The organism is Fulvivirga ligni (genome assembly GCF_021389935.1).
Taxonomy (GTDB): domain Bacteria; phylum Bacteroidota; class Bacteroidia; order Cytophagales; family Cyclobacteriaceae; genus Fulvivirga; species Fulvivirga ligni.
Genome location: NZ_CP089979.1, coordinates 1,900,523 through 1,925,492, shown reverse-complemented (window position 1 = coordinate 1,925,492; position 24,970 = coordinate 1,900,523). Strand labels below are relative to the sequence as shown.

At 38.9% G+C, this 24,970-nt stretch carries 19 protein-coding genes; 9 read left to right on the top strand and 10 right to left on the bottom strand.

Translation table 11 applies throughout. The features are described 5' to 3' along the window. The first annotated feature begins 3 nt into the window (after positions 1-3). Positions 4-1,899 carry an asparagine synthase (glutamine-hydrolyzing) gene (gene asnB / locus LVD16_RS08615; protein ID WP_233773526.1) on the top strand — a complete coding sequence of 632 codons (1,896 nt, stop codon included), beginning with the start codon at positions 4-6 and terminating at the stop codon, positions 1,897-1,899. A gap of 1 nt (position 1,900) precedes the next feature. Here the strand turns inward: asnB and LVD16_RS08610 are convergent, their stop codons facing one another. The 3 genes from LVD16_RS08610 to pbpC form a co-directional block, all read right to left on the bottom strand. Next, on the bottom strand, positions 1,901-3,202 hold the full coding sequence (locus LVD16_RS08610) for an OmpA family protein (protein WP_233773525.1): 1,302 nt from the start codon (positions 3,200-3,202) through the stop codon (positions 1,901-1,903). A 72-nt stretch (positions 3,203-3,274) separates the two neighbouring features. Further along, positions 3,275-4,504 (bottom strand): OmpA family protein, encoded by a 1,230-nt coding sequence (locus tag LVD16_RS08605; protein WP_233773524.1) that lies wholly within the window; start codon positions 4,502-4,504, stop codon positions 3,275-3,277. Positions 4,505-4,677: 173 nt separating this feature from the next. Further along, positions 4,678-7,029: a penicillin-binding protein 1C gene (gene pbpC / locus LVD16_RS08600; protein ID WP_233773523.1), complete on the bottom strand. Its 2,352-nt coding sequence runs from the start codon at positions 7,027-7,029 to the stop codon at positions 4,678-4,680. 98 nt (positions 7,030-7,127) lie between these two features. On the opposite strand from pbpC, the gene LVD16_RS08595 reads away from it, so the two are divergent. Beyond that, entirely contained in the window at positions 7,128-7,943 is an 816-nt protein-coding gene (locus LVD16_RS08595) for a universal stress protein (RefSeq protein ID WP_233773522.1), read from the top strand. Here the strand turns inward: LVD16_RS08595 and LVD16_RS08590 are convergent. Both LVD16_RS08590 and fahA read right to left on the bottom strand, forming a co-directional pair. Next, entirely contained in the window at positions 7,938-8,801 is an 864-nt protein-coding gene (locus LVD16_RS08590; protein ID WP_233773521.1) for a flavin reductase family protein, read from the bottom strand. The genes LVD16_RS08595 and LVD16_RS08590 overlap by 6 nt on opposite strands. Beyond that, entirely contained in the window at positions 8,798-10,084 is a 1,287-nt protein-coding gene (gene fahA / locus LVD16_RS08585) for a fumarylacetoacetase (protein ID WP_233773520.1), read from the bottom strand. Before fahA ends, LVD16_RS08590 begins: the two co-directional genes overlap by 4 nt. A 181-nt stretch (positions 10,085-10,265) precedes the next feature. Between fahA and LVD16_RS08580 the strand changes: the two genes are divergently transcribed. Beyond that, positions 10,266-12,887 (top strand): valine--tRNA ligase, encoded by a 2,622-nt coding sequence (locus LVD16_RS08580; protein ID WP_233773519.1) that lies wholly within the window; start codon positions 10,266-10,268, stop codon positions 12,885-12,887. A gap of 87 nt (positions 12,888-12,974) precedes the next feature. Here the strand turns inward: LVD16_RS08580 and LVD16_RS08575 are convergent, their stop codons facing one another. Genes LVD16_RS08575 through porX form a run of 3 tightly spaced genes read right to left on the bottom strand, consistent with a single transcriptional unit; the run spans position 12,975 to position 16,195 of the window. Beyond that, positions 12,975-14,201: an alanine dehydrogenase gene (locus tag LVD16_RS08575; protein ID WP_233773518.1), complete on the bottom strand. Its 1,227-nt coding sequence runs from the start codon at positions 14,199-14,201 to the stop codon at positions 12,975-12,977. Continuing rightward, positions 14,194-14,640 (bottom strand): tRNA (adenosine(37)-N6)-threonylcarbamoyltransferase complex ATPase subunit type 1 TsaE, encoded by a 447-nt coding sequence (gene tsaE / locus LVD16_RS08570; RefSeq protein WP_233773517.1) that lies wholly within the window; start codon positions 14,638-14,640, stop codon positions 14,194-14,196. The genes LVD16_RS08575 and tsaE overlap by 8 nt, the downstream gene beginning before the upstream one ends. Beyond that, positions 14,630-16,195 carry a T9SS response regulator signal transducer PorX gene (gene porX / locus LVD16_RS08565; protein WP_233773516.1) on the bottom strand — a complete coding sequence of 522 codons (1,566 nt, stop codon included), beginning with the start codon at positions 16,193-16,195 and terminating at the stop codon, positions 14,630-14,632. Before porX ends, tsaE begins: the two co-directional genes overlap by 11 nt. A 65-nt stretch (positions 16,196-16,260) precedes the next feature. Between porX and LVD16_RS08560 the strand changes: the two genes are divergently transcribed. From LVD16_RS08560 to LVD16_RS08535, 6 genes are all read left to right on the top strand, one after another. Beyond that, positions 16,261-17,490, top strand: coding sequence for an HD domain-containing protein (locus tag LVD16_RS08560; protein ID WP_233773515.1), 1,230 nt, complete (start codon positions 16,261-16,263; stop codon positions 17,488-17,490). A gap of 29 nt (positions 17,491-17,519) precedes the next feature. Then, a complete protein-coding gene (gene lpxD / locus LVD16_RS08555; protein ID WP_233773514.1) occupies positions 17,520-18,575 on the top strand; it encodes a UDP-3-O-(3-hydroxymyristoyl)glucosamine N-acyltransferase in 1,056 nt (351 codons plus the stop codon). Further along, entirely contained in the window at positions 18,575-19,969 is a 1,395-nt protein-coding gene (locus tag LVD16_RS08550) for a bifunctional UDP-3-O-[3-hydroxymyristoyl] N-acetylglucosamine deacetylase/3-hydroxyacyl-ACP dehydratase (protein WP_233773513.1), read from the top strand. The genes lpxD and LVD16_RS08550 overlap by 1 nt, the downstream gene beginning before the upstream one ends. 72 nt (positions 19,970-20,041) lie before the next feature. Beyond that, positions 20,042-20,821 carry an acyl-ACP--UDP-N-acetylglucosamine O-acyltransferase gene (lpxA, locus tag LVD16_RS08545; protein ID WP_233773512.1) on the top strand — a complete coding sequence of 260 codons (780 nt, stop codon included), beginning with the start codon at positions 20,042-20,044 and terminating at the stop codon, positions 20,819-20,821. Between the two features lie 3 nt (positions 20,822-20,824). Then, positions 20,825-21,463, top strand: a complete 639-nt coding sequence (locus LVD16_RS08540; protein ID WP_233773511.1) for an ABC transporter ATP-binding protein — start codon at positions 20,825-20,827, stop codon at positions 21,461-21,463. 104 nt (positions 21,464-21,567) lie between these two features. After that, on the top strand, positions 21,568-22,008 hold the full coding sequence (locus LVD16_RS08535; RefSeq protein ID WP_233773510.1) for a hypothetical protein: 441 nt from the start codon (positions 21,568-21,570) through the stop codon (positions 22,006-22,008). Between the two features lie 45 nt (positions 22,009-22,053). On the opposite strand, the gene LVD16_RS08530 is transcribed toward LVD16_RS08535, so the two are convergent. After that, on the bottom strand, positions 22,054-24,438 hold the full coding sequence (locus LVD16_RS08530; RefSeq protein ID WP_233773509.1) for an endonuclease MutS2: 2,385 nt from the start codon (positions 24,436-24,438) through the stop codon (positions 22,054-22,056). A gap of 5 nt (positions 24,439-24,443) precedes the next feature. Continuing rightward, the gene (locus LVD16_RS08525; RefSeq protein WP_233773508.1) at positions 24,444-24,905 is read right to left on the bottom strand and encodes a DUF4296 domain-containing protein; all 462 of its coding nucleotides are present in this window, start codon (positions 24,903-24,905) and stop codon (positions 24,444-24,446) included. Between the last annotated feature and the right edge of the window lie 65 nt (positions 24,906-24,970).

Below are 24,970 nucleotides of genomic sequence, written 5' to 3'. Positions count from 1 at the left end.
CACATGTGTGGCATCAGTGGAATTTACGCCTTTAACCTTGTAGGAAAGGTGAGCATGATCAATGTAGCCAAGGCTACAGAATGCTTATCTAATAGAGGTCCGGACATTCAAAATCTCTATAATGACAGCCATGTTGCACTGGGCCACCGCAGACTTTCCATCATAGACCCTTCTCCTGAAGGCAACCAACCCATGTATGATGCTTCCGGCAGGTATGTTATCATTTTCAACGGCGAAATTTTCAACTACAGAGAGCTACGAGAAGAATTAATTAACACCGGGGTCCAGTTCAAATCCAATACTGATACTGAAGTTCTTTTACAGCTTTTCATTAAAAAGGGTAAAGATTGCCTCTCTCAATTAAATGGCTTTTTCGCCTTTGCTATTTATGATATAGAAGAAAAATCACTGTTTATAGCAAGAGACAGAATGGGCATAAAGCCTCTCTATTATCTTTTGGACAATGATCGGTTTCTATTCGCTTCTGAAATGAAATCTATAGAGGCTTATGGAATAGAGAAGAAGATAGACTACTCGGCGTTATACACATACCTGCAACTCAATTACATACCTGCCCCACAGACTATACTTAAGGATGTGAAAAAGCTTAAGCCAGGACATTATATTGAATTAAACAGCGAGGTAATTAATATAACGCCTTTCTACTCTATTCCTTATAACAAAAATAACTTTACTAAAAAGGATTATGATTCGCAAAGGAAAGAACTGGGAGAGATTCTGGAAAAGTCCGTTCAAAAAAGGCTGGTCGCTGATGTGCCGCTTGGTTCGTTTCTTAGTGGAGGAATTGATTCATCAGTTATAGCAAGCCTGGCCGCAAAACATAAGCCAGATTTACACACATTCTCAATAGGTTACAAAGATGAGAAGTTCTTTGACGAGTCTTCTTATGCTAGCCTGGTAGCAAAAAAAATCGGCACTGAGCACACTATTTTTTCATTAACCAATGAAGAAATGTATTCTCACCTAAATGATATTCTTGATTATATAGATGAGCCTTTTGCGGATAGCTCTGCCATAGCTGTTTATGTACTCTCAAAGGAAACCCGAAAACATGCCACAGTAGCATTGTCAGGCGATGGTGCCGATGAGCTATTCGCTGGATATAATAAGCACGCCGCATTTTATAAAATCCTTCAAGGTGGCTCTAAGGCAGATTTAGTGAAAAAACTAGGGCCAGTATGGAAGGCGCTTCCGAAATCGCGCAGCAACTCTCTCACCAACCTATTCAGACAGCTAGACAGGTTCAGCACAGGAATGAAACTAAGCAGTAGTGAGCGCTATTGGCAATGGGCTGGATATGCCTCTGAAAATGAGGTGAATGATTTACTCACTAACGAATCTCAAAATGCTGTAGATAGAGAAAAATATCTGGAAGCCAAACAAGAACTATTGAAACATCTTCCTGATAATGAAAGCATTAATGACATATTAATGACTGACATGAATATGGTACTACCCGATGACATGCTAACTAAAGTTGACCGAATGTCAATGGCAAATAGTCTGGAGGTAAGGGTACCATTCCTGGATCATGAGGTGGTGGAGTTTGCCTTTAATCTACCTGACTCATCTAAAATTAACAGTCAGATAAGAAAAAGAATACTGCAAGACACCTTCAAAGATATACTTCCTAAGGAGCTTTATAACAGACCTAAAAAAGGTTTTGAAGTACCATTACTCAAGTGGCTTAGAAATGACATGAAGTCATTGATTACTCAAGACCTTCTTGAAGACAACTTTATTAAAGATCAAGGAATTTTTGATTTGAAAACAGTTCAGAAACTTAAGAAGAAACTATTTTCTAATAATCCAGGCGATGTACACGCCCGGATCTGGTCTTTGATAGTATTTCAGTGGTGGTATAAAAGGTATATGTAAATTATTCGCTAAGAATCTCTACTTCTACCCTCACGTTCTGTTTAGCTTTTGTGCTGTATTTATCATAAAGCATGCGCTTTCCTCCCCATGCTTTTACTTCTATTCTTTCAGGCTCTATACCTTGTTCTATTAGATAATCTCTGATAAGCTCAGCTCTTTGCTTGGAAAGTTCTTTAGCACTACCAGCACCCTCTTTATTACCATTATCGAGAGCAAAATATGAGCTAGCATCACCTTTGGAAATGATTTTACCTACGCCATTACCGTTAGTATGTCCATGAATTCTTATAGCATAACCTGGATTTTCCTGAAGCATACTTAACAGACTATTTACTTCGTATTTAGATTCAGGCCTCATAAGCGCTGCATCATTAAAAAAGTAAACATTATACATAGTTACAATATCACCCGCATGGTATCTTACCAGGTCAAAATTCACCAGATAAACATCTGCTAAAAGATCTACATCTTCAGATATTGTATCTTTTAATGGATGGTAATAGTTAATCTCCATTTGAGTCTTCCTAAACCCAAACACATCACAAAGCAGAGTAAGATTTCCAGTACCGTTATGTGGATCAGGCAATTCGATATAATCACCTCCGTCCTTAACAGCTATCAACTTAGAGCGCTCGGCATCAACTATTTGAACCTCACCTTTTACATCAGAATTATTTCTGGCATTTACCAGATTAAAGAAAACAGAATAATCTGACAGGTTGCCATTTTTGACTATTGGTTTCTCCTCAGCATTTTCATCAATTAAGATTTCCTCTACAGCCACTGCAGATGAATCTTCAACCTCCTCCTCTTTAACCGATTCCGTAACTGGTGCAGTTACAGCCACATCAGAAACTTTTTCTTGCGCTACTTCAGCAGGCTTTTCATCCCTTTTGGCTTCCACCACATCCGCCTCTTCTTCTTTACCAGCTTCAGTATCAGCTTGTGCCAATGGCACTCTTACCGGACCACCAAGACACACGAAAACCCAGGCATCATGAAACTTCTCGATAGTTCTGGTTTCACTCATACTGGTTATAGATGCTCTATAATTCTCAGTATAGTCCACAAAAACAAAATAAAGGTCTTTCTTGGTATTGAAACCATAGTCAGCCTCATAACCCATCTTTTTTATTACATCCACATATCTCTGAGCATAGCTTTCCTTTCTGGGTGAATAAGCTCCAACTACTACATAATAGCCCTGAAGCATCTCTTTATCAGATGAGTTGGTTTGTCCAAAGCCAGTAGACGAAACCAACAGACATAGTAAGACAATGAAGAAATATGAAAAGGCTTTCATTACAGGTTGAGGTTAATAAAAATTGTAAAATAAAATGTAAGTAAGTGAAGTTCCAGTTAATTTCAAAAAAAATTACTCGTCTGTAATTTCTATTTCAACTCGAACGTTTTTTTGGGCTTGAGCATCAAACTTATCATAAAGCATTTTTTTACCGCCCCAGCCTTTAATTTCCATTCGAGCTGGATCAACTCCCTGCTCTATTAACCATTGCTGAATAGTGTATGCTCGGTACTGCGAAAGCTTTTTGGCGCTCCCTACCGTTTCTTTATGCTGCTCATGTAGGCTAAAATAATTCTTATCCTTATCATCTAAATGGATGATTTTACCGGTGGAATTACCATTTGTATGACCATGAATGGCTACTTTATACTTTTTATTCTCATTGAGCATATCTAATAGACTATTTAGCTCAAAGATTGACTCAGGCTTCATAATGGCGGCGTCCTTGTAGAAATATACATTGTACATAACCAGAACATCTCCCTTTTTGAATCTCTCCAAATCGAAATGCACTATTATTGAATCACCCATAACATCTACAAAAGCTTCTGTAGAATCATTAACCGGATCATCCAGATCTATGGTGTGTTGCACTTCTTTGAACCCGAATATATTAGTAATCAACTGCACTTTTTCGGTACCATTGTGAGGATCCTTAAGCTTAACCAACTTATGAGTTTTAACTTCATCAAGCTCTTTTACCCGCTCAGGGTCTATCACTTTAACTTTCCCCTTTACTTCTTGATAGTTCTTAGTGTTTATAGCGTTAAGATATAAATTGAAGTACCCCTCCTCACTGTCCATTTCGCTGATATCTTCTGCGGCCTTTTCCTGAACAAGGTTCTGTCCTTTTTCCTCCACTTCTGACACCATTTCAGGCTCCTCACTCACCTCTTCCATCTGCTCTTCCTCAATTTCTTCAGGAGCCTCTTGCATATCCTCATATTCCTCTTGCATAGAAGGAGATTCTACTACTCCCGAAACAGTATCTACAGCAGCAACATACCCACTGGCCTTTCCAAAATTACCGGTGTATACCCAGGCATCATAAAAGCCATATTCATCCCTTACGCGAGAGGCCTCATCAATTGCCTTTTGCTTATCATCTGAAGAGTATACATAAACGTAATATAAACCTCTGTCTAAATTTTTCTCGTAGAACGCATGAAGAGATTTTCTCTGAGCGAAGCTCACAAATTTCAATGCATTTTTATGGTAGCTAAAAGCACCAATTACAACATAACTCTTCTCGGGATTTGGCTCAAATTTAGCGTAACTATTACTGTGCGCGGTTGATGTCAATACAATTGATAATACACAGATTATCAGAGGGGTGAACCTTAACCTCTTAAAAATTTTTATTAGCAACATTGCAAAAGCTTAAAAAAATATTTAATAAATATAATAGTTTTAATTTTCAAATTAAAACATCTCAGGTAAGTTATTACCTCATTCTTTTCAAGAATTTCGCGAAGTTACTTAGAAATAATGGTAAAACTCTGCTTTATACTCATACCATTTTCATCTACCAGGGTCAACTCATAGTCACCTCCCCCAGGGTTAACGGACATCTGATGGATCCTCTTTGTTTCACCAATATAAACATCATTTAAATGCCAATAAATGGTAGTTTCAGGCCTGCGGTGGGCTACTTCAAACACGGCCCTACCCGGTGTCCCATCCAGTTCTCTAGGGATGAATATTTCAGCATTCGGCTTGGGGTAAATAAGCTCCATTATTTCAGCATTAATCAACTGACAATCAGATCTTAATGAAGGCATTTTCTTGTATGAAGGATGCTTAGATCGGTAATAAAACTCCTGCACAGGAGGCAATACAAACCAACTCACATGATCCATGTTATTTACCGACTCACAGTCAGAAGTTACTCGGTAACCGCTCTGATCTAAATGTACCAATTTGTGGTAGGGACATTGATGTAAGGTTTGCCCATATTTTATCACATTTACTGTATCCACTTCTGTGCAATATTCATTTGCCTGATATCCACTAACAGCGCAAATAGGCAAACTAATCATTTCTTGCAAAGGCTCCTTAAACCAGGATGATTTAGGCATTAAATCAAAAATATCGAACATTATTGGGGCTGCAGCCTCTACTCCGGTAAGACCAGGTCGGCCTTCGCCATCAGCATTACCTACCCATACACCCACCACATAATCTGACGTAACACCCACCGCCCAGCCATCTCTGTAACCGAAGCTAGTGCCGGTTTTCCATGCAATTTTTTGTGATGATTCAAAGATTTTCCATGCTGATTCTTCTATTGGTCGATAAACTTCAAGCATAGAAGTGAATGTGTGATATATGGAAGGGGCACTTAAAAGTCCATTTTTACTGCGTTTTTCAGCAGTATCCTCTCGAGTCAGATAGGTCAAGGGCTTATAGTTCTGCTGATTATATTTGAAACGATCTGTATGCTCGGAATAAAAATTAAGAGATCTGGCCATGCCTGCATACATTCCGGAGATGTCCCACAAAGATCCTTCTGCACCGCCAAGGACCAGTGATAAACCGTAATGATCTGCGGAGTTAGTTAGTGTGGTCATGCCTAACTCTTTTAACAGGGAATGAAATTTTTCATACCTGTACTGTCTTAATAACTGAACCGCCGGCACATTTAGAGACCGCGCTAAAGCCCTATCTGCCGGAACGGCTCCATCATATGTTTTTGAGAAATTTTTTGGAGCGAAGCCGTTTATAAATACTGGAATATCTGGAATTAACATTTTGGGAAGTAGCTGCCCTTCATCCATCATGGCAGCGTATAAAAAAGGCTTAAGAATGCTTCCGGTACTTCGAGGTGCCGTTATTACATCTACCTGACTATCATACTCCTTCCCAGCCAGAACTACATTCCCAACATACGCCAGCACTTCCCCAGTTTTTACATCAGCTACTATAGCCGCCGCATTGTGCACTTCATTGGCTTTTAAATGTCGGTGATGAGTTTCTAAGATTTGTGTAACTCTATCTTGAAGGCCTGCCCTGATAGTGGTCTGCAGGTTTTGCTGAGCCTTACCATCATTAATGGCTCTCGTAAGGAGGTGTGGTGCTCTTTGAGGCAAAGGCAGAGGCTCAGAAGGAATGGTTTCAGCCATAGCTAACTCAGCGGTTAAGCTGTCGATCACCTCATTATCTCTCAATTTTCGCAGCAGCCTATCTCTTTTAGCCTGCAATTCATCCCGATTTCTACCCGGGTGAATGAGCGCCGGACTATTAGGAAGTACCGCAAGTAAAGCGGCTTCGCCCCAGCTTAAGTCATCAGGATTTCTGTTAAAGTAACGCCAGGTAGCTGCCCTTAATCCCACTACGTTACCTCCGAAAGGTGCATGAGATGCATAAGTAGAAAGAATTTCTTCCTTTGAATAACTCCATTCTAAACGAGTGGCCAACACAATTTCGATGCACTTTTGCCAAAAAGTTCGTGGTTTATCTTTTCTACTCATGCGCACCACCTGCATAGTGATGGTACTTCCTCCACTTACCACATGGCCCTTTCTAACGTTTTGAACAGTGGCTCTGACCAGAGAAAATGGATTAACACCAGGATGCCAATAAAAAGACTCATCCTCAAAATAGGTAACAGCCGTGGCATATTTTTCGGGCACAGAATCTAAAGCGGGAAAACGCCATTGCCCATCTTCAGCAACAGATGCGGAAAGCAGTTGTCTTTCTGACGAGGTGATGACGGTGGAGTATGGGTCATTAAATAAACTAGAAGGCAATATGAAAATATATACTAACAGTAAAACTCCGACCAGCCCCAACCAATAATACCTATACTTCAATAATAATTGCTTCACAAAGGCGAATTAGGCTAATCAACATGATTTTTAAAAGTGAAACATATTTAAATGTGGCATTATATTTTCAATATTATTTATAAAAAAGATAACCAGCTATGAAAACCTTAAGCCCCATAAATAACATATTAATTGCTTACGATGGCTCAAAACCCTCTAGAAATGCATTAAACTACGCTATAGCATTAACAAAAATCCTCCACGGAAAACTCACTATACTTAAAAGTTACAATGTACCTGTAGAAACAACCACCACAGATGCCGCTACAGGTGTGTATCCTATTTCACTAACAGACTTTAAAGAGGCCACTGAAGATGAACTCAATCAACTGTCCTCAGAATTTACTGAACTGCATGAAATTGATTATTTCACAACCACCTCTCCGGGAATGCTGGCACAAGCATTGAACATCTATTCCGAAGAATATCCCGTTGACTTGATAATCATGGGGACACACGGCGCGTCAGGTTGGGAGCAATTTTTAGGTGGTTCAACTACTGCCAACATGGTTGGAAGTATTGACAGCCCTTTATGGGTAATTCCTGAAAATGCTCTTTACCGTAATCCACAAAATATAGCGATAGCCATTGACCCTGATCACATTCCAGAGAAGGAAAAATTAAGGTTTATGGAACTGATGGATAATGCTTTTGACATTAACATTTCTGTAATCTATGTGGCTGAAAAAGATGTAAGTGGGATTCATCAATTAAAGACATCCATTGGCAAAGAAGCCACCTTTGTTAGATTAGATGGCGACGTTGACAATGCTATTAATGAATATACGTCCCACAATAACATTGATACCCTTTTCGTTATTCACAAGGACAGAAACTTTATTTCTGACTTGTTTCACAAAAGCATGAGTAAAAAGATAGTTTCTACAACCAAAATACCTGTGGTAGTATTATAAACTATCTGCATATAAGAGCACTTTCCAGGCGGTAAGCACATCTCCATTATCGAGGTGTTGCTTCGCCTGTATATGTAATTCCTTCACATCCTCCACTAGCACATTATTTTCGATATAGGCATTTATTTCATCTTGAGTAGGAAGCACTTCTACATTGCCCAATCTGCCTAAGTTATTACCCGTTAGCACATCACTATTTCTGATAGACTCAGGAATTTGATCCACGCCAACCCCTAGTCTGCGTAGTGGCTTAGGTATCTCGAAAATAGCATCTCCCTGAGCTCTGCAATACCAGTTGGCTCCCATTCTGGCCACAGCATCTAGTTTGTATGGATCAATTACTTCATTTTCATCCAGGATATCATCATTAATATGAACCAGGAGTACCTCACAAAGTACGAGATTACCAGCGCCACCGTTTTCACCTAAAGGTTGTACATCTATCACTTTACATTCAAAAGAAACCGGAGCTTCAGCTACTCTTGGTGGCTTTATTTTGGTAGAGGGAATCGGTGTTAAACCCGATTTCACGAACTCATTTACACCCTTGTCATATTCCGTGCTTGATAATGACATTTGCTCCACTATAGAATAATTCACCGTGCTGATTACCACCTCCGGCACCTCGAGCACATTATCCTGAGTATCTTTAGTAGTATTATCTCTTCCTCGCCTGGAAGGAGAAAACACAAGAATAGGCGGATTAACACTGAATACATTGAAATAGCTAAAAGGGCTCAGGTTTACATTTCCCTTAGCATCTATTGTGCTAGCAAATGCAATGGGCCTGGGAGCCACTGCACCTACTAATATGCCATGTAGCTTATTTAAAGCTTCGGTACTCGGATCTATAATCATGAGTCTTTATTTTTTGAGGGTAAAACTTTATTTTTCAACTCTCCAAAGCCAATTTTTACACCATTTCTTTCACATTGACCTTTCATTATCACGGTATCTCCATCTTCCAAAAATGATCTCTTTTGACCATTCTTGAGTTGAATAGGCTTAGTACCTTTCCAGGCTAACTCCAGCATAGAACCAAAGCTACCTTCATCTGGTCCGCTAATGGTGCCGGAAGCATACATATCTCCGACCTGCAAATTACAGCCATTCATGGTTTGATGTGCCAGCTGCTGATTTACATTCCAATACATATGCTTGAAATTGGTAGAACACACTAAATTGGCCACATCATTATCAGGTTGAATAAACACCTGAAGATCAATATCATAATTCTTACTTCCTTCATATTGAAGATAAGGTAACACCTCGGGATCCTGTTTAGGGCCATTCACTTTAAATGGTTCCAGAGCATCGGCCGTTACTATCCAGGGAGACATGGATGAGGCAAAACTCTTAGCTAAAAATGGTCCTAATGGCACATATTCCCACACCTGCACATCACGAGCAGACCAATCATTAAATAAGACAAAACCAAATATGTAATCATCTGATTCAGAAAGAGATACCGGATTTCCAAGTCCGTTTTCTTTACAAGTAATAAAGGCCATTTCCAATTCAAAATCAAGCCTTTTTGAAGCTCCAAAGAATGGCTTTTCAACCTCAGCTGGCTTTAACTGTCCATATGGTCTATGAATATCTACTCCTGAGGCCACAATAGAAGATGCCCTACCATGATAACCTACCGGAAGATGCTTCCAGTTAGGAAACAAGGCATTTTCCTCATCTCTAAACATAGTGCCAACATTAGCTGCATGATACTCACTACTATAAAAATCAGTATAATTCGGAACCCTTATCGGCATGTGCATCTGTGCTTCATCCATAGGGATCAGGGATAGCTCTCTAGCGGCCACCTGACTTTGAAGCTCATCATTTTCTACATTCAAAAGCTCAGATATTCTGCCTCTTACCTCCCGCGCTACTTGCTTACCTAAACCGATAAAATCATTTAAATACTTCTGATTAAAGACTCCTGCCGGCAATCCTAATCCATCTAAAAAGCCATTTTCATGCAAATAGGTAAGATCTAAAATATGATTACCAATAGCTACACCAGCGCCAGCTTCCAGGTAATCAGTACTAAAAATACCAAATGGTAAATTCTGAATCGGAAAATCAGAATCAGATGGAATCTCTACCCAACTTTTTAACGATGGGTCATTTGCCTTTATATTCATAGTTCATTATTCATTCATGAGGTTCTACCAAAGTTAAAGCAACTAGGTGAAACCAAAAATCATTTTTCAAGTCACAGAATAACCTTAAAAAACAGGCTGATGTTTAACCTTACATTTTATATTAAAAAAGCGGAGGCATTTTCCTATTTTTGCGGTCTTAACCAAAAATCCAAAATTTAGAATGTCGCTTTCAACAAAGTATGATCCATCGGCAGTAGAAGAAAAATGGTACCAGTATTGGATGGACCATGGTTTTTTTCACTCAGAGCCAAACCCTGACAAGGAGCCTTACACTATTGTAATACCACCTCCTAACGTCACTGGTGTATTGCACATGGGGCACATGCTAAACAACACCATTCAGGATGTACTGATAAGAAAGGCCCGAATGGAAGGCAAAGAAGCTTGCTGGGTACCAGGAACGGACCACGCATCTATTGCTACTGAGGCCAAAGTTGTGGCCATGTTGAAAGAACAAGGCATTGAAAAGAAGGACATCACTCGTGAAGAATTCTTGAAACATGCCTGGGAATGGAAAGAGAAATATGGTGGCATCATCCTGGAACAGCTTAAAAAGCTAGGGGCATCATGCGACTGGGATAGAACCAGATTCACCATGGAAGAATCTTTATCAGAATCTGTAATCGATGTATTTATAGACCTTTACAACAAAGGCCTTATATACAGAGGTGTGAGAATGGTAAACTGGGATCCTCAGGGTAAAACTGCTCTTTCTGATGATGAAGTAATACATAAGGAGGTACAATCTAAGCTGTACCATGTAAACTATAAAATTGAAGGTGAAGACACTTTCGTAACTATAGCTACTACTAGACCTGAAACCATTTTAGGTGATTCTGCAATCTGTATTAACCCGAATGATGAAAGATACACTCATCTAAAAGGCAAGAGAGCGCTAGTGCCATTGATTAACAGATCTATTCCTATTATAGAGGATGAGTATGTTACTATGGAATTCGGTACGGGTTGTCTGAAAGTGACTCCTGCTCATGATATTAATGACTATGAATTAGGCATGAAGCATAATTTAGAGTCTTTCGACATTTTGAATGACGATGGAACTCTGAATGAAACTGCTCAGATGTATGTGGGTGAAGATCGCTTCGTGGTGAGAAAGAAAATAGCCAAAGAGCTTGATGCACTAGGCCAGCTTAATAAAGTAGAGGATTATCCTAACAAGGTAGGATTTTCTGAGAGAACTGATGCCGTGATAGAGCCTAAGCTTTCTACTCAGTGGTTTCTAAAGATGGAAGATATTACTAAACCAGCTTTAGAAAATGTAATGAATGATGAAATCCAGCTGATCCCGCCTAAGTTCAAAAACACTTACAGGCATTGGATGGAGAATGTTCATGACTGGTGTATTTCAAGACAGCTTTGGTGGGGACATCAAATTCCTGCGTTTTATTTACCAAACGGCACATTTGTAGTAGCTAAAACTAAAGAAGAAGCCTTAGTAAAAGCACTGGAAAAGGATAGCAGCATCACTATAGATCAGCTTACTCAAGATGAAGATGTACTAGATACCTGGTTCTCATCATGGTTGTGGCCAATATCAGTATTTGATGGCTTGAACAATCCTGATAATGAAGATATTAACTATTATTATCCTACTAATGACCTAGTAACAGCGCCAGAGATTTTATTCTTCTGGGTAGCTCGAATGATCATTGCCGGATATGAATACAGAGGAGAAAAACCTTTCAAAAACGTATACCTCACTGGTATAGTTAGAGATAAACAAAGAAGAAAAATGTCTAAATCATTAGGCAACTCGCCTGATCCTTTAGACCTGATTAAACAATATGGAGCAGACGGTGTGAGGACTGGAATGCTTTTCAGCTCACCTGCCGGAAACGACTTGTTGTTTGATGAAAAACTTTGTGAGCAAGGTAGAAACTTCTCTAATAAGATATGGAATGCTTTCCGACTGGTTCAAGGCTGGGAAGTAGACAAAAATCTGGATGGAAGTTATAATGCTACCGCTATTGCTTGGTTTAAATCAAGATTTAAGCAAACACTAGCTGAGGTAGAAGACCATTTCACCAAATTCAGAATTTCTGATGCCTTAATGAGCATCTATAAACTGATTTGGGATGACTACTGCTCTTGGTATTTGGAAATGATTAAACCAGAGTATGGTCAACCGATAGATGCTCAAACACTAGAACAAACTATCGATTTTAACGAGCAATTAATGAAGCTCCTTCATCCGTTTATGCCATTCTTATCAGAAGAATTGTGGCATGAACTGAGAGAAAGAAGTGAAGAAGATTGTCTAATTATAGCAGAATGGCCAAAGCCTGAAGCTATAGATGAGCAACTTTTAGCTGATGCAGCATTGGCTTTTGAAGTAGTGACTAACGTTCGAAATATCAGAACAACCAAACAGATATCTTTTAAAGAAGCTTTAGAGTTAAAGGTAAAATCAGAACAGTTTGACACCTTCAACAACTTCCAGTTTATCATTAAGAAGCTGGCAAATATTAGCTCTTTAGAGGCTGTATCTGACAACGTTGAGAGTGCTCTGACTTTTGTAGTAAATGCTGATGAATTCTTTATTCCAGTGTCAGGATCAATTGATATTGAAAAAGAAAAAGAAGAGCTCCAGAAAGAGTTAGAATACACTCAAGGATTCTTAAAATCAGTAGACAAAAAACTGAGCAACGAAAGGTTCGTAAATAACGCACCTGAGCAAGTAGTGGCTGCGGAGCAAAAGAAGAAAGCTGATGCTGAAGCTAAAATCAAAGTTTTAGAAGAAAGCTTGGCTAACTTAGGATAATCACAACACTTTCAGCATTAAAAGGGCTGTATCAAAAGCTTCCTGAAATCAAGGAAAACCCGCTTTTGATACAGCCCTTTTATATTTTTAGAACCTGGCTGCCATCAGCAAGCCCAAGTCTTTATGTTTCATATGGAATTTTCTGGCTATGTGTTCATTAGTTAGGGAACCTTTATAGGTATACACCCCTCTCATGAACCATTTATGAGTGAAAATCATATCTTCCATTCCTCCTTCTTCGGCAGCTCGTAATATAGTTGGAGTAAAAATATTACTCAAAGCATTCGTAGCTGTGTGCGCTACTCTTGAAGCGATGTTAGGAACACAATAATGTATTACATCGAACTTTCTGAAAACAGGGTCTTTTAAGCTCGTTTGTTCAGAAGTTTCAAAGCAGCCACCCTGATCTATAGATAAATCGATGATCACCGAATCCGGCTTCATTTCAGCCACCATTTCTTCAGTAACTACGTATCTATTTCTTCCTTTTTCCGGTCTTAAGGCTCCTATCACTACATCTGCCTGCTTAAGGCTTCTGGCTAAAGTAGCCGAATCAATAGTAGAAGTATATAACTGGCGTCCTAACGCCTGTTTTATCCTTCTGAGTTTATAAATATGATTATCGAATATCTCCACATCTGCTCCTAGTCCTATGGTGGCTCTAGCAGCATATTCAGCGACAGTACCAGCTCCCAGGATGACAACCTTGGTCGGCGGTACCCCTGTAACTCCACCCATTATCACTCCACGGCCGCCATTGCTACTGCTTAAGTATTCAGCGGCTATTGACATTACTGTATTACCAGCAATTTCACTCATGGCACGAATAATAGGCATCCCTCCTACTTTATCCTCTATATATTCGAAGGCTAAAGCGGTGATCTGCTTTTGATTTAAGGCTTTGATATACTCAGGTGACTGACTTCCCATTTGCAAGGCAGATATCAATATCTGCTTTGGCTTCATGAGCTGAATTTCCTCTATTGTAGGTGGTTCTATTTTTAAAATAGCTTCCGCCTTATAAACTTCCTCTGCCGAATAAACGATCTTTGCGCCGGCATCGCTATAGTCCTTATCAGTAAACTTGGAGCCCAGACCGGCCTTAGTTTCTACCCACACTTCATGGCCATTGTTTACCAAAAGGGCCACAGAGTCAGGGGTTAGTGTTATCCTACGTTCTTGTAATGATATTTCATTAGGTAGGCCTAGAAAAAAAGAATGTGTACCGTTTTTTACAGGCATCAATTTTTCCTGTGGGGATAAGCTGGATTCCTTTACCAACTCCGCAAACCCTCTATGTTCTTTCTTACTCATACCTGGTTATTTCAATTAACCGCTTATTATCTTCAGTTATACTTATCTGAATTTTTAAAATGTCATCAGGCAAAAGCTCCGCTACTTTAGAAGGCCACTCAATGAAACAATAATCACCAGAATCGAAATACTCCGTAGTGCCAATTTCCATTGCTTCTTCCAGGCTATTTAGTCGATAAAAATCAAAATGATAGAACACTTCGCCCTCACCATTTTGATACTCATTAACTATGGCATATGTAGGACTATTCACTACATCTTCCACACCTAACTGCTCGCATATAACCTTAATAAGCGTGGTTTTTCCAGCTCCCATTTCGCCTTCAAAAATCCACACTTTATCCTGATCAGCAAATGAAATTATCTGCTGAGCAACCTTCTCAATTTCCTCCAGATTAGCATAAGTTATGCTTAAATCTGCAGAAGCTTTATCCACCATATTTCGAATTTAGTGAAATAATTGGAATAATCATTTCCTCCATGGAAACTCCTCCATGCTGAAAGGTATCCCTATAGTAATTCACGTAATAATTATAGTTATTAGGATAAGCGAAAAACTGATCTTCTGTGGCAAACACGTACGTCGAAGAAACATTGATTTTAGGTAAGTGAAGTCTCTCAGGCTTAAGGGCTTCCATAATTTTATCACCCCCATCATACCCAAGATTTTTACCTTGTTTATACCTTAAGTTGGTATTAGTATTTCTGTCACCAACAATTTTAAAAGGTCTTTTTACTCTGATAGTACCATGATCAGTAGTAATAATAAGTTTACCACCAGCGTCGGCAATATTTCTGATGGCTTCAATAAGTGGAGAATGCTCTATCCAGGATTTGGTGATAGATCGGTAAGCGGATTCATCGGGTGCCAGCTCTCTGATCATAGCCATATCTGTTCTGGCATGAGAAAGCATATCTACGAAATTATAAACAATCACATTAAGCTGATTACTAGCCAGATTTCTAATGTTATCTACCAGCTGCTTACCTTCGCTTATCTGCTTAATTTTATGATAGCTAAATTTTATATCAAGATTATTTCTTTTCAGCTGGCGCTCTAAGAATTGGTCCTCATTGTTATTTTTTCCTTCTTCTACATCTTCACCCACCCAAAGGTCCTTATGCTTCTTAGCCATCTCCTCAGGTAGCATTCCAGAAAATATGGCATTACGAGAGTATGCGGTAGTAGTTGGCAGTATAGAATAATAACTATCTTCTTCCTCTACAGTAAAATATTCCATTATGGCGGGTTCTATCACCTTCCATTGGTCATATCTAAGGTTGTCAATCACTAAAAAGAAAACAGGCCTCTCGTCACTGAGGTGAGGGAATACCTTTTTCTTCATAAGCATATGAGACAATAAAGGCTTTTCAACATCAGCATCATTGAGCCAGTCTTCATATTCCTCTTTTATAAATTTAGTAAACTGACTGTTAGCCTCATCTTTCTGCATAAAGAGAACATCGGCCATGCTCTTATTTTCAGTCTTATCTATTTCTAACTCCCAGTATACAAGCTTTTTATAAATCTCTGCCCATTCTTCATGATCAAGATTGTCACCAAATGCCATGCTGATATTTCGGAATTCCTGCTGATAGCTAAGGTTCGTTTTCTCAGTAATCAGCCTCTTGTTATCCAATATCTTCTTTACAGACAATAATATTTGACTTGGATTTAGAGGTTTAATAAGGTAGTCAGCAATTTTAGCCCCGATAGCCTCCTCCATAATCAGCTCCTCCTCACTTTTGGTAATCATTACCACGGGTAGGTTAGGCTTCATACTTTTTATCTGCGTTAATGTCTCAAGTCCTGTCATACCAGGCATGTTTTCATCTAGAAACACTACATCATAATGCTGTTGCTCGCATTTTTCCATGGCATCTGCGCCACTATTTACCGGGGTTATATCGTATCCTTTATTCTCTAAAAAAAGTATATGGGGCTTTAATAGGTCAATCTCGTCGTCGGCCCACAAAATATTATATCTTTGCATACATTGGTTTTTTACTCAAATTAAAAACTTCTTTTACAATCGTAACGCAATAATCATAGATTAGATTGAATAAAAAGAAAATTTTCAACGATCCTGTTTACGGATTTATTAACATAAAAAGTGAGCTGGTGTTCGATATTATTGAACACCCTGTTTTTCAGAGGTTAAGAAGGATTAAGCAGCTCGGGTTAACTGATTTAGTATATCCCGGAGCCCTACATACCAGATTTCATCATGCTGTGGGCGCCATGCACCTGATGTCTCAGGCTTTAGAGAGCCTAAAAAGCAAAGGTGTAGAAATCACAGATGAAGAAAGTGAAGCCGTACAAATAGCTATTCTACTTCATGATATGGGTCACGGGCCATTTTCGCATGCTTTAGAATACAGTCTTCTGCACGGTATTCAGCACGAAAGTATCTCGTTCCTCTTTATGAAATATTTAAATGAACAGTTTGACAACCAGCTGTCTTTGGCCATCAAAATATTTCAAAACACTTACCACAAGAAATTCCTCCACCAGCTTGTGTCCAGCCAGCTGGATATGGACCGATTGGATTACCTGAAAAGAGACAGTTTCTTTACCGGAGTGTCTGAGGGAGCCATTGGTTTGGAGAGAATCATTAGCATGCTCAATGTGGTGAATGACAACATTGTAGTGGAAGAAAAGGGAATTTACAGCATAGAGAACTTCCTTAATGCCAGGCGTTTGATGTATTGGCAGGTTTATCTTCACAAAGCTTCTGTCAGCGCCGAAAAAATGCTCATTAACCTGATCATCAGGGCTAAAGATTTAGCCATGAGCGGCCATGATGTATTTGCAACTCCTGCGCTCAAACATTTTCTAACGCACCAATACACATTAGACGATTTTCAGCAAAATGACGATCTTCTCATCATGTTTGGTCAGCTGGATGATTATGATATTTGGGGTGCCATAAAAGTATGGCAACATCATGAAGATAAGATCCTTAGCCAGCTCAGCAAGTTTTTGCTTAACAGGAAATTATTCAAGATTAAGCTTACCAATGAGCCCCTTAGTAAAGAAGAGCTAAAGTCATTGAGGAACAAGATAGCAGAGAGCTATAATGTACTAAGAACAGACAGCAGATACTTCTTCGCACATGGTGAAGTAACCAATAAAGCTTACATAGCGGGAGGACAAACCATAAACATACTCACTAAAAAAGGAAAGGTAATAGACATTGCAGAGGCAGCCGACTTACCTAATATTAAGGCCATGAGTAAAATTGTCAAAAAATACTATCTATGCTGCCCTAAAAATGTATCTTTGTGAAAAGAAATTAACCATTCTATCCCATTTAAATGAAGTTTACGGTTGATCAGATTGCATCACTTTTAGAAGGCGAAGTAGTAGGAAATGGTAGTGTGGAGATAGGTATGTTGGCTAAAATTGAGAATGCAAAGCAGGGCGATATATCTTTTATTTCCAATCCCAAATACGAAAACTACCTATACACTACTGAGGCTAGTGCAGTAATACTTAAAAAAGGTTTTGTGCCAAAGAAAGAGGTGAATGCCGCCCTTATTTTGGTAGAAGATCCATACAGCTGTTTTACAGTTCTACTCGAAGAATATCACAAGTTTATAAGTTTCCAAAAATCAGGCATAGAGCAACCTTCTTTTATAGGTGAGAACAGCACCGCCGGAGAAGATTTATACAGAGGAGCATTTTCATATATTGGCAGCAATGTTAAAATAGGAAATAATGTTAAAATCTACCCTCATGCTTACATTGGAGATAACGTAGAAATTGGTGACAACACCATTATTAACGCAGGCGTAAAGCTCTACCCTCATACGAAGGTAGGTTACAACTGTGTTATCCACTCCGGCACCGTAATAGGAAGTGACGGTTTTGGATTTGCCCCTCAAAAAGATGGCACTTATAAGACCATCCCTCAAATGGGTAATGTTAAAATAGGCAATCATGTAGATATTGGTGCAAATACAGTTATTGACTGTGCTACCTTCTATGGCGATGCCACCAAAATTGGAGATGGAGTAAAATTAGATAACCTTATTCAAATAGCTCATAACGTAGAGATTGGCAATAATACCGTGATCGCGGCACAAACTGGTGTAAGCGGATCTACCAAAGTGGGAGAAAACTGTGTGATAGCTGGCCAGGTAGGTATAGCCGGACACATCTCTTTAGCCAATAAAACATCTATAGGAGCACAGGCAGGATTAGGAAAGAATATCAAGGATGAAGGCGCTCAACTCATGGGTAGCCCCGCTTTTAACTACAAAGACTATTACAAGACCTACGCAATTTTTAAAAATCTCCCGGATTTAAATGTCAGATTAAAGCAACTTGAAGAAAAAGTACTAAATTTGCCGACATTTCAAGAAAAATAATGAATATCAAGCAGCAAACAATCAAAAAATCGGTTACATTATCTGGTGTAGGATTACATACAGGCGTTCAAGCCAACATGACATTCCTTCCCGCCAAACCAGGTCATGGAATCAAATTTCAACGAGTAGATCTAGAAGGCCAGCCTATAGTAGATGCTGACGTAGATAACGTAGTAGACTTATCTCGTGGTACCACCATAGAGCAGAGTGGCGCTAGAGTAAACACGGTAGAGCACACCCTTGCCGCGTTAGTAGGTTTAGAAATAGACAACGTACTTATACAGCTAGATGGGCCAGAGCCTCCTATTATGGACGGTAGCTCTCAGCAGTTTGTAGATATCCTTAAAGAAGCTGGTACCGAAGAGCAAAATGCTCTGAGAGACTTTTATGAAGTACAAGACAGTATTTTCTATAGAGATGCATCAAGAGATGTAGAAATTGCTGCTTTACCTTTAGATGACTATAGAGTTACAGTAATGATTGACTACAACTCTCCTGTTTTAGGTAGTCAGCATGCTTCATTAACGAACATCAGCCAGTTCGAAAAAGAAATTGCCTCATGTAGAACTTTCTGTTTTTTACATGAACTTGAAATGTTACATAAAAACAACCTGATTAAAGGTGGTGATTTAAACAATGCCATTGTAGTAGTAGACAGAGTTGTTAAAGATGAAGAATTAGCAAGTATTGCCGGATTGTTTAACAAACCCAAAGTGGAAGTTAAAAAAGAAGGCATCTTAAATAACGTAGAGCTTAGATATAAAAATGAGCCTGCAAGACACAAGCTGTTAGATATTATGGGAGACCTTGCACTAGCAGGTAGACCTATTAAAGCTCAGATTTTAGCGGCACGTCCTGGCCACGCGGCTAACGTAGCTTTCGCTAAAAAGCTTAAAAAAGCGATGCAGAGCTCTAACAAAAACAATGTCCCTAAGTACAACCCTAGTTTACCACCCGTACTGGACATCAACCAAATCACCAATATATTACCTCACAGATATCCGTTCTTATTGATCGATAAGATCATTCATTTAGATGAAGAGAGCGTATCTGGAGTAAAAAATGTCACTTTAAATGAGCACTTCTTCCTAGGTCACTTCCCAGGAAACCCTGTAATGCCAGGAGTATTACAAGTAGAAGCTATGGCTCAAATAGGTGGTATTCTTGTATTAAATACCGTTCCTGATCCTGAAAACTATTGGACTTATTTCCTTGGAATCGAGAACTTTAGATTCAGAAAAATGGTATTACCAGGTGACACACTAGTTATTAAGTGTGATCTTCTTGCACCTATTAAGAGAGGTATTGCTAAAATGTCTGGAAGAGGTTATGTAGGTAATACCTTAGTTTGTGAAGGTACTATGACCGCCAGCATAGTTAGAAAAGACAGTTAATTTTTAATGAGTACCTGAGGCATCTCAGGTACATACTTAGGTTGCAAAACTTGGTTATTTGAATTTAATTTTATGAACCAACCGTTATCATATATAGATCCTCAGGCTAAAATAGCCCGAAACGTAGTAATTGAACCCTTCTCTACTATTCATAAAAATGTAGTAATAGAAGAAGGCTCATGGATAGGCCCTAACGTTACCATCTTTGAGGGAGCCAGAATTGGTAAAAACGTAAAAATTTACCCTGGAGCCGTTATCTCTGCTATACCACAGGATTTAAAATTCGCTGGTGAGGAGACGCTTACTATTATTGGTGATAATACTACTATTAGAGAGTGTGCTACCATCAATAGAGGAACTATAGATAAATACAAGACTGAAGTGGGAGCTAACTGCCTTATCATGGCATACGTTCACATCGGTCATGACTGTATTATTGGAAATAACTGTATACTTGGTAATGCTACTCAGCTAGCTGGCCATGTTTTGATTGATGACTTTGTAATCTTTGGTGGCTCTTGTGCTGTACAGCAATTCACAAGATTAGGATCTCATGCTTATATTGGCGGTGGTTCTTTGGTAAGAAAAGATGTACCTCCTTACACTAAAGCAGCTCGTGAGCCTCTTACATACTGTGGTATTAACTCTATTGGTTTAAGAAGAAGAGACTTTCCTTCGGAAAAAATCAATGAAATACAGGAGATCTACAGATATGTATTCCTAAAAGGTCTAAATAACTCTAAAGCATTAGATTTAGTAGAATTAGAGCTTCCTCCTTCTAAAGAAAGAGATGAAATTATTAATTTCATCAGAAACTCAGATAGAGGAGTAATGAAAGGTTACAGCTATTAAAATATGAAAATATCCATCGAAAAGCTTGGTAAGCGCTACCAAAACGAATGGATATTTCGAAACTTCAACTATACCTTTTATCAGGGCAAAGGATATGCACTTACCGGACACAATGGTAGCGGTAAGTCTACCCTTTTAAAAATCATTAGTGGATATCATTTATTTACTGAAGGCCAAATAAGTTACTTTAGTGAGCAATCGGATAATGAAATTCCTATAGACTCTGTCTTCGAGCATTTCACAGTGGCTACTCCCTACATGGAGCTTATTGAAGATTTCACTCTGGCCGAACACCTTGATTTTCATTTTAAATTCAGGAAGATCACCGATAACATCTCCCCAAAAGAGATAATGGAAATAGCATGGCTTTCAAACTCTGCTCATAAATACATTAAGAATTTTAGTTCGGGAATGAAGCAACGGCTAAAGCTAGCCCTTACCTTTTATACCAAGAGTGACTACGTATTGCTTGATGAACCTACATCTAATCTAGATGCACAAGGAATAGATTGGTATCATGCAGAAATAGAGAAGATTGCAAGTTCAGATAAGACTTTGATCATAGCCAGCAATCAGCTGGAAGAGTACGAAAAATATTGCCCTGAGGTAATAAACCTTACTGAGATTAAGCCATCGAATTAAATTAACATTGAATTTTGTTTTCAAAATGGTTACTTTACCTATCTTTACTTAGATAAAACGTTATTAATTACTAAATTAAAACCCTGAAAAATTACTAATAGATAATGAAAAAATTAACCTTTTTACTTTCGGCAGGAATACTTTTTATGCTTTTAGCTACTATAGGATGCGGTAGTGATGACGGTGGCCCCACTGAAGAGGAGCAGCAGACTGCTAAACTAATTGGCGTATGGACTGCCACTACAGTAAATGATGGAACTGTAAGAGATGATTATGATGACTTTACCATAACATTTACTCAAAGCACTTATTCTACTACAGGTGGACCAGAAGGAGATAAAGCTCTTCCTTTCCAAAATAGTGGTTCATGGTCTTTAGGAACTCCAGTTACTAGTAGCATTTCATTGTCTAGTCAGCCTATGACTTATGGCATAGTTGACGATGTGCTTACTATAACATTCACTTACAATGGTGATGGTTTCCCTGGAAACGCCAAAACTGCGAATGTTAATGGTGATTGGACATTCGTATTTGAAAAGAACTAATTTCAATTAGATATAAATAAAAAAGGAGCTCAATGAGCTCCTTTTTTATTTTAGTGTCACCACACTTATACCTGCTCCGCCTCTTTCTACATGTTCATCCTGAACACTCTGCACCATATGAGAGCCTTTCAAGTGGTTTCTGATTAAGTCTTTTAAAATTCCGTTTCCTTTACCGTGAAGTATTTTAAGCTCCGAGCTATTGGCTAGTAAGGCATCATCTATGAACTTATCTACCAGCCCGAGCACTTCTTCTCCCCTTTTACCTCTTACATCTAAAGTACCACTGAAATCAGCCATCTTTTGATTAATGTTCATACTAGAACTTGGCTTGGTATATCCTCGCGTTATTTCACGTGCCTTAGTACGACTGATCTTTTCCAGCCTCTTTTTCTTCACCACCGTTTTCAGGTCGCCCACTTTCACCTCTACATCTTTACCTCTAATATCTATAACTTCTCCAGTTACCTGATTATCGATAAATCTAACGCTATCACCTATTTCAATTTCACCTGGCACCACTTCAACCTTAGCCTTCTGTACAGTTGGTTTAACCTGAACTTCATCCTTCAGATTAGCCAGACGATTACGCATTTTCAAGGTTTCTTTCTTCTCAGCTTTGTTTTCCTTAATATGCCTAATTGTTTTTTCTATCTCCTTATTGGTAGTGGCCAGTAAAGAAGCTGCATCTCTCTTGGCTTTATTAATGATTTCCTTTTTATTGGCTTCTAACTCATCATAAAGTTGATCATATTTGTTCTTGAGCCTTTTCACCTCACGGTCCATCTCCTTGGCTTCTCTCTCTCTGTTCTGGATTTCCTGAGTCTGTTTCTCCAGCTTTAGAATAAGATCATCTACATCCAGTCCCTTTCTACCTATCACCTCTCTGGCATATTTCGTCACCACATTGGCCAAGCCAATCTTTCTGGCGATTTCCAAAGAAAATGAACTTCCAGGCTTACCTATTTCCAGTTGATATAACGGCTCCAGATGCTCCACATCATACTTCATGGCACCATTAACTACTGACTCTTTATTCTCAGCGTAGTGCTTTATATTACTATAGTGAGTGGTGATTACCCCCTTAGCTTCTCTCTGCACCAGCTGATCCAAAATACCTTCGGCAATAGCGCCACCATAATGTGGGTCAGTTCCGGTTCCAAACTCATCTATAAGACACAGGGAATCCTTACCGGCATGCTGCAGGAAGAACTTCATGTTAGATAAATGAGAACTATAGGTACTCAAATCATTCTCTATAGACTGCTCATCTCCTATATCGATAAAGATATTTTTGTAAATACCTGCTCTTGAATCTTCTCTCACCGGAATCAGAAGCCCGCACTGGAGCATATACTGTGTTAAAGCCACAGTCTTCAAACAGACAGACTTACCACCAGCATTAGGTCCTGAGATAACTATAAAATTCTGGTTTTCTTTAATAACGATCGTGAGCGGCACTACTTTTCTTCCACTTGCTTTGTAAGTCATATACAAAGTTGGGTGCCTGGCATCTCGCCAATCGAAGAAAGGCTTATCTTCAATTTCTGGCCTTACCGCCTCCATGTCTAAGGCCAACTTGGCTTTAGCTCTTATGAAATCAATTAAACTCAGATATTGATAGCCTCTTTTTATATTAGGCAGATCATCTCGCAATAAATCGGTAAGCTGAGTGAGTACTTTGATCACCTCACGCTTCTCTGCATTTTCCAGTTCGCGAATCTCATTATTACCTTCCAGCACTTCTGAGGGCTCCAGGAATACAGTTTGCCCTGTAGATGACTCATCATGAACAAAGCCTTTAATCCTTCTTTTGTTCTCCGCAGTGATTGGAATCACCATCCTACCATCTCTTACGGTAAGGGATGCTCCTTCAGGCACATAGCCATTCTTAACGGCGCTTTTATAGATAGCATCTAGTGCTCTTCTCACCTGGGCGTGCTTACCTCTTAAGTTTCGTCTTACATCCGCCAGAGCCTCACTGGCCGAATCTTTAACAAAACCACCTTCATCAATTTTATGACTTATGGCATCAATAATTGTCTCATTGAACTTTACCAAGCCATTTAATGACTGTAAATATGGGTATTCTTCCTTTCGCTTATCTAAAAAGCTTATACAAGCAATTATGGTTTTTAAGGAGTTGTTTACTCTTAAAAACTCCTCTACCGTAAGAAACGTACCTTCAGCCCTAATACCTTTCAACGATGATGACACATCATAAAAGTAATTAGTAGGGAAAGGGTCATTAGCACTAATGATCTTAACAAACTCAGATGCCTGATGCAGTAATTTCTGAATCTGTTCTACGTCATCTGTATAACTGATTTTATCCACAATGGAAGTTCCCAGGGCAGATAAACATCTTTCTTTGAGAAACTCCCGTATTTTATCAAATCCTATTTTTTGCTCAATATCCTTCGGATATAACATTCTCTTTACTCCTTTTTATTATCTTTCTTATCACCCTCCACTTTAGCGTCATCCTTCTTCACTTCCAAAGTCTTCCCTTGTTCATCTTCTTTCTTAGGCTCAGCTTTGTCATCCTCAGGATCCTCCGCTTTTTCTTTGAGCCTTTCCTGCTTCAGGTTTAAACTATCCAGCACGGATTCATATATTGTCTCGAGCATGTCCGGGTGATCATAATAGTAAGACATACTCCTCTCATATACGCTATCTATTACTCCATGTTTCTTATAGAGCATATCTTCATACACATCGAATATAGCTAGTGACGAATCACGGCTTAAACGCATATTATTTACCTTGCCTTCGGCCAGATACATATCCAGCATTACCGCTACCATTTTGTCTTGCTTTATGATATCGTTGGGCACCTCTTTATCAGAGCTACATCCGATGAGAAAAAGATAACATATAACAAATATTTTCGTTTTCATTTCAGTGGTTTTGATTTAGCGCATTGAACCAGATTAGTATTCTAGGTTCAAATACGTCCATTAAT

Excerpts from the sequence above, each read along its gene's own strand:
- LVD16_RS08590 (WP_233773521.1), bottom strand. The coding sequence starts at position 8,801 with ATGATTATAGATCCGAGTACCGAAGCTTTAAATAAGCTACATGGCATA.
- fahA (WP_233773520.1), bottom strand. The coding sequence starts at position 10,084 with ATGAATATAAAGGCAAATGACCCATCGTTAAAAAGTTGGGTAGAGATT.
- LVD16_RS08540 (WP_233773511.1), top strand. The coding sequence starts at position 20,825 with ATGAAAATATCCATCGAAAAGCTTGGTAAGCGCTACCAAAACGAATGG.
- LVD16_RS08610 (WP_233773525.1), bottom strand. The coding sequence starts at position 3,202 with ATGAAAGCCTTTTCATATTTCTTCATTGTCTTACTATGTCTGTTGGTT.
- LVD16_RS08595 (WP_233773522.1), top strand. The coding sequence starts at position 7,128 with ATGAAAACCTTAAGCCCCATAAATAACATATTAATTGCTTACGATGGC.
- lpxD (WP_233773514.1), top strand. The coding sequence starts at position 17,520 with ATGAAGTTTACGGTTGATCAGATTGCATCACTTTTAGAAGGCGAAGTA.
- porX (WP_233773516.1), bottom strand. The coding sequence starts at position 16,195 with ATGCAAAGATATAATATTTTGTGGGCCGACGACGAGATTGACCTATTA.
- LVD16_RS08530 (WP_233773509.1), bottom strand. The coding sequence starts at position 24,438 with ATGTTATATCCGAAGGATATTGAGCAAAAAATAGGATTTGATAAAATA.
- LVD16_RS08525 (WP_233773508.1), bottom strand. The coding sequence starts at position 24,905 with ATGAAAACGAAAATATTTGTTATATGTTATCTTTTTCTCATCGGATGT.
- LVD16_RS08575 (WP_233773518.1), bottom strand. The coding sequence starts at position 14,201 with ATGAGTAAGAAAGAACATAGAGGGTTTGCGGAGTTGGTAAAGGAATCC.
- tsaE (WP_233773517.1), bottom strand. The coding sequence starts at position 14,640 with ATGGTGGATAAAGCTTCTGCAGATTTAAGCATAACTTATGCTAATCTG.
- asnB (WP_233773526.1), top strand. The coding sequence starts at position 4 with ATGTGTGGCATCAGTGGAATTTACGCCTTTAACCTTGTAGGAAAGGTG.
- LVD16_RS08535 (WP_233773510.1), top strand. The coding sequence starts at position 21,568 with ATGAAAAAATTAACCTTTTTACTTTCGGCAGGAATACTTTTTATGCTT.
- LVD16_RS08580 (WP_233773519.1), top strand. The coding sequence starts at position 10,266 with ATGTCGCTTTCAACAAAGTATGATCCATCGGCAGTAGAAGAAAAATGG.
- lpxA (WP_233773512.1), top strand. The coding sequence starts at position 20,042 with ATGAACCAACCGTTATCATATATAGATCCTCAGGCTAAAATAGCCCGA.
- LVD16_RS08550 (WP_233773513.1), top strand. The coding sequence starts at position 18,575 with ATGAATATCAAGCAGCAAACAATCAAAAAATCGGTTACATTATCTGGT.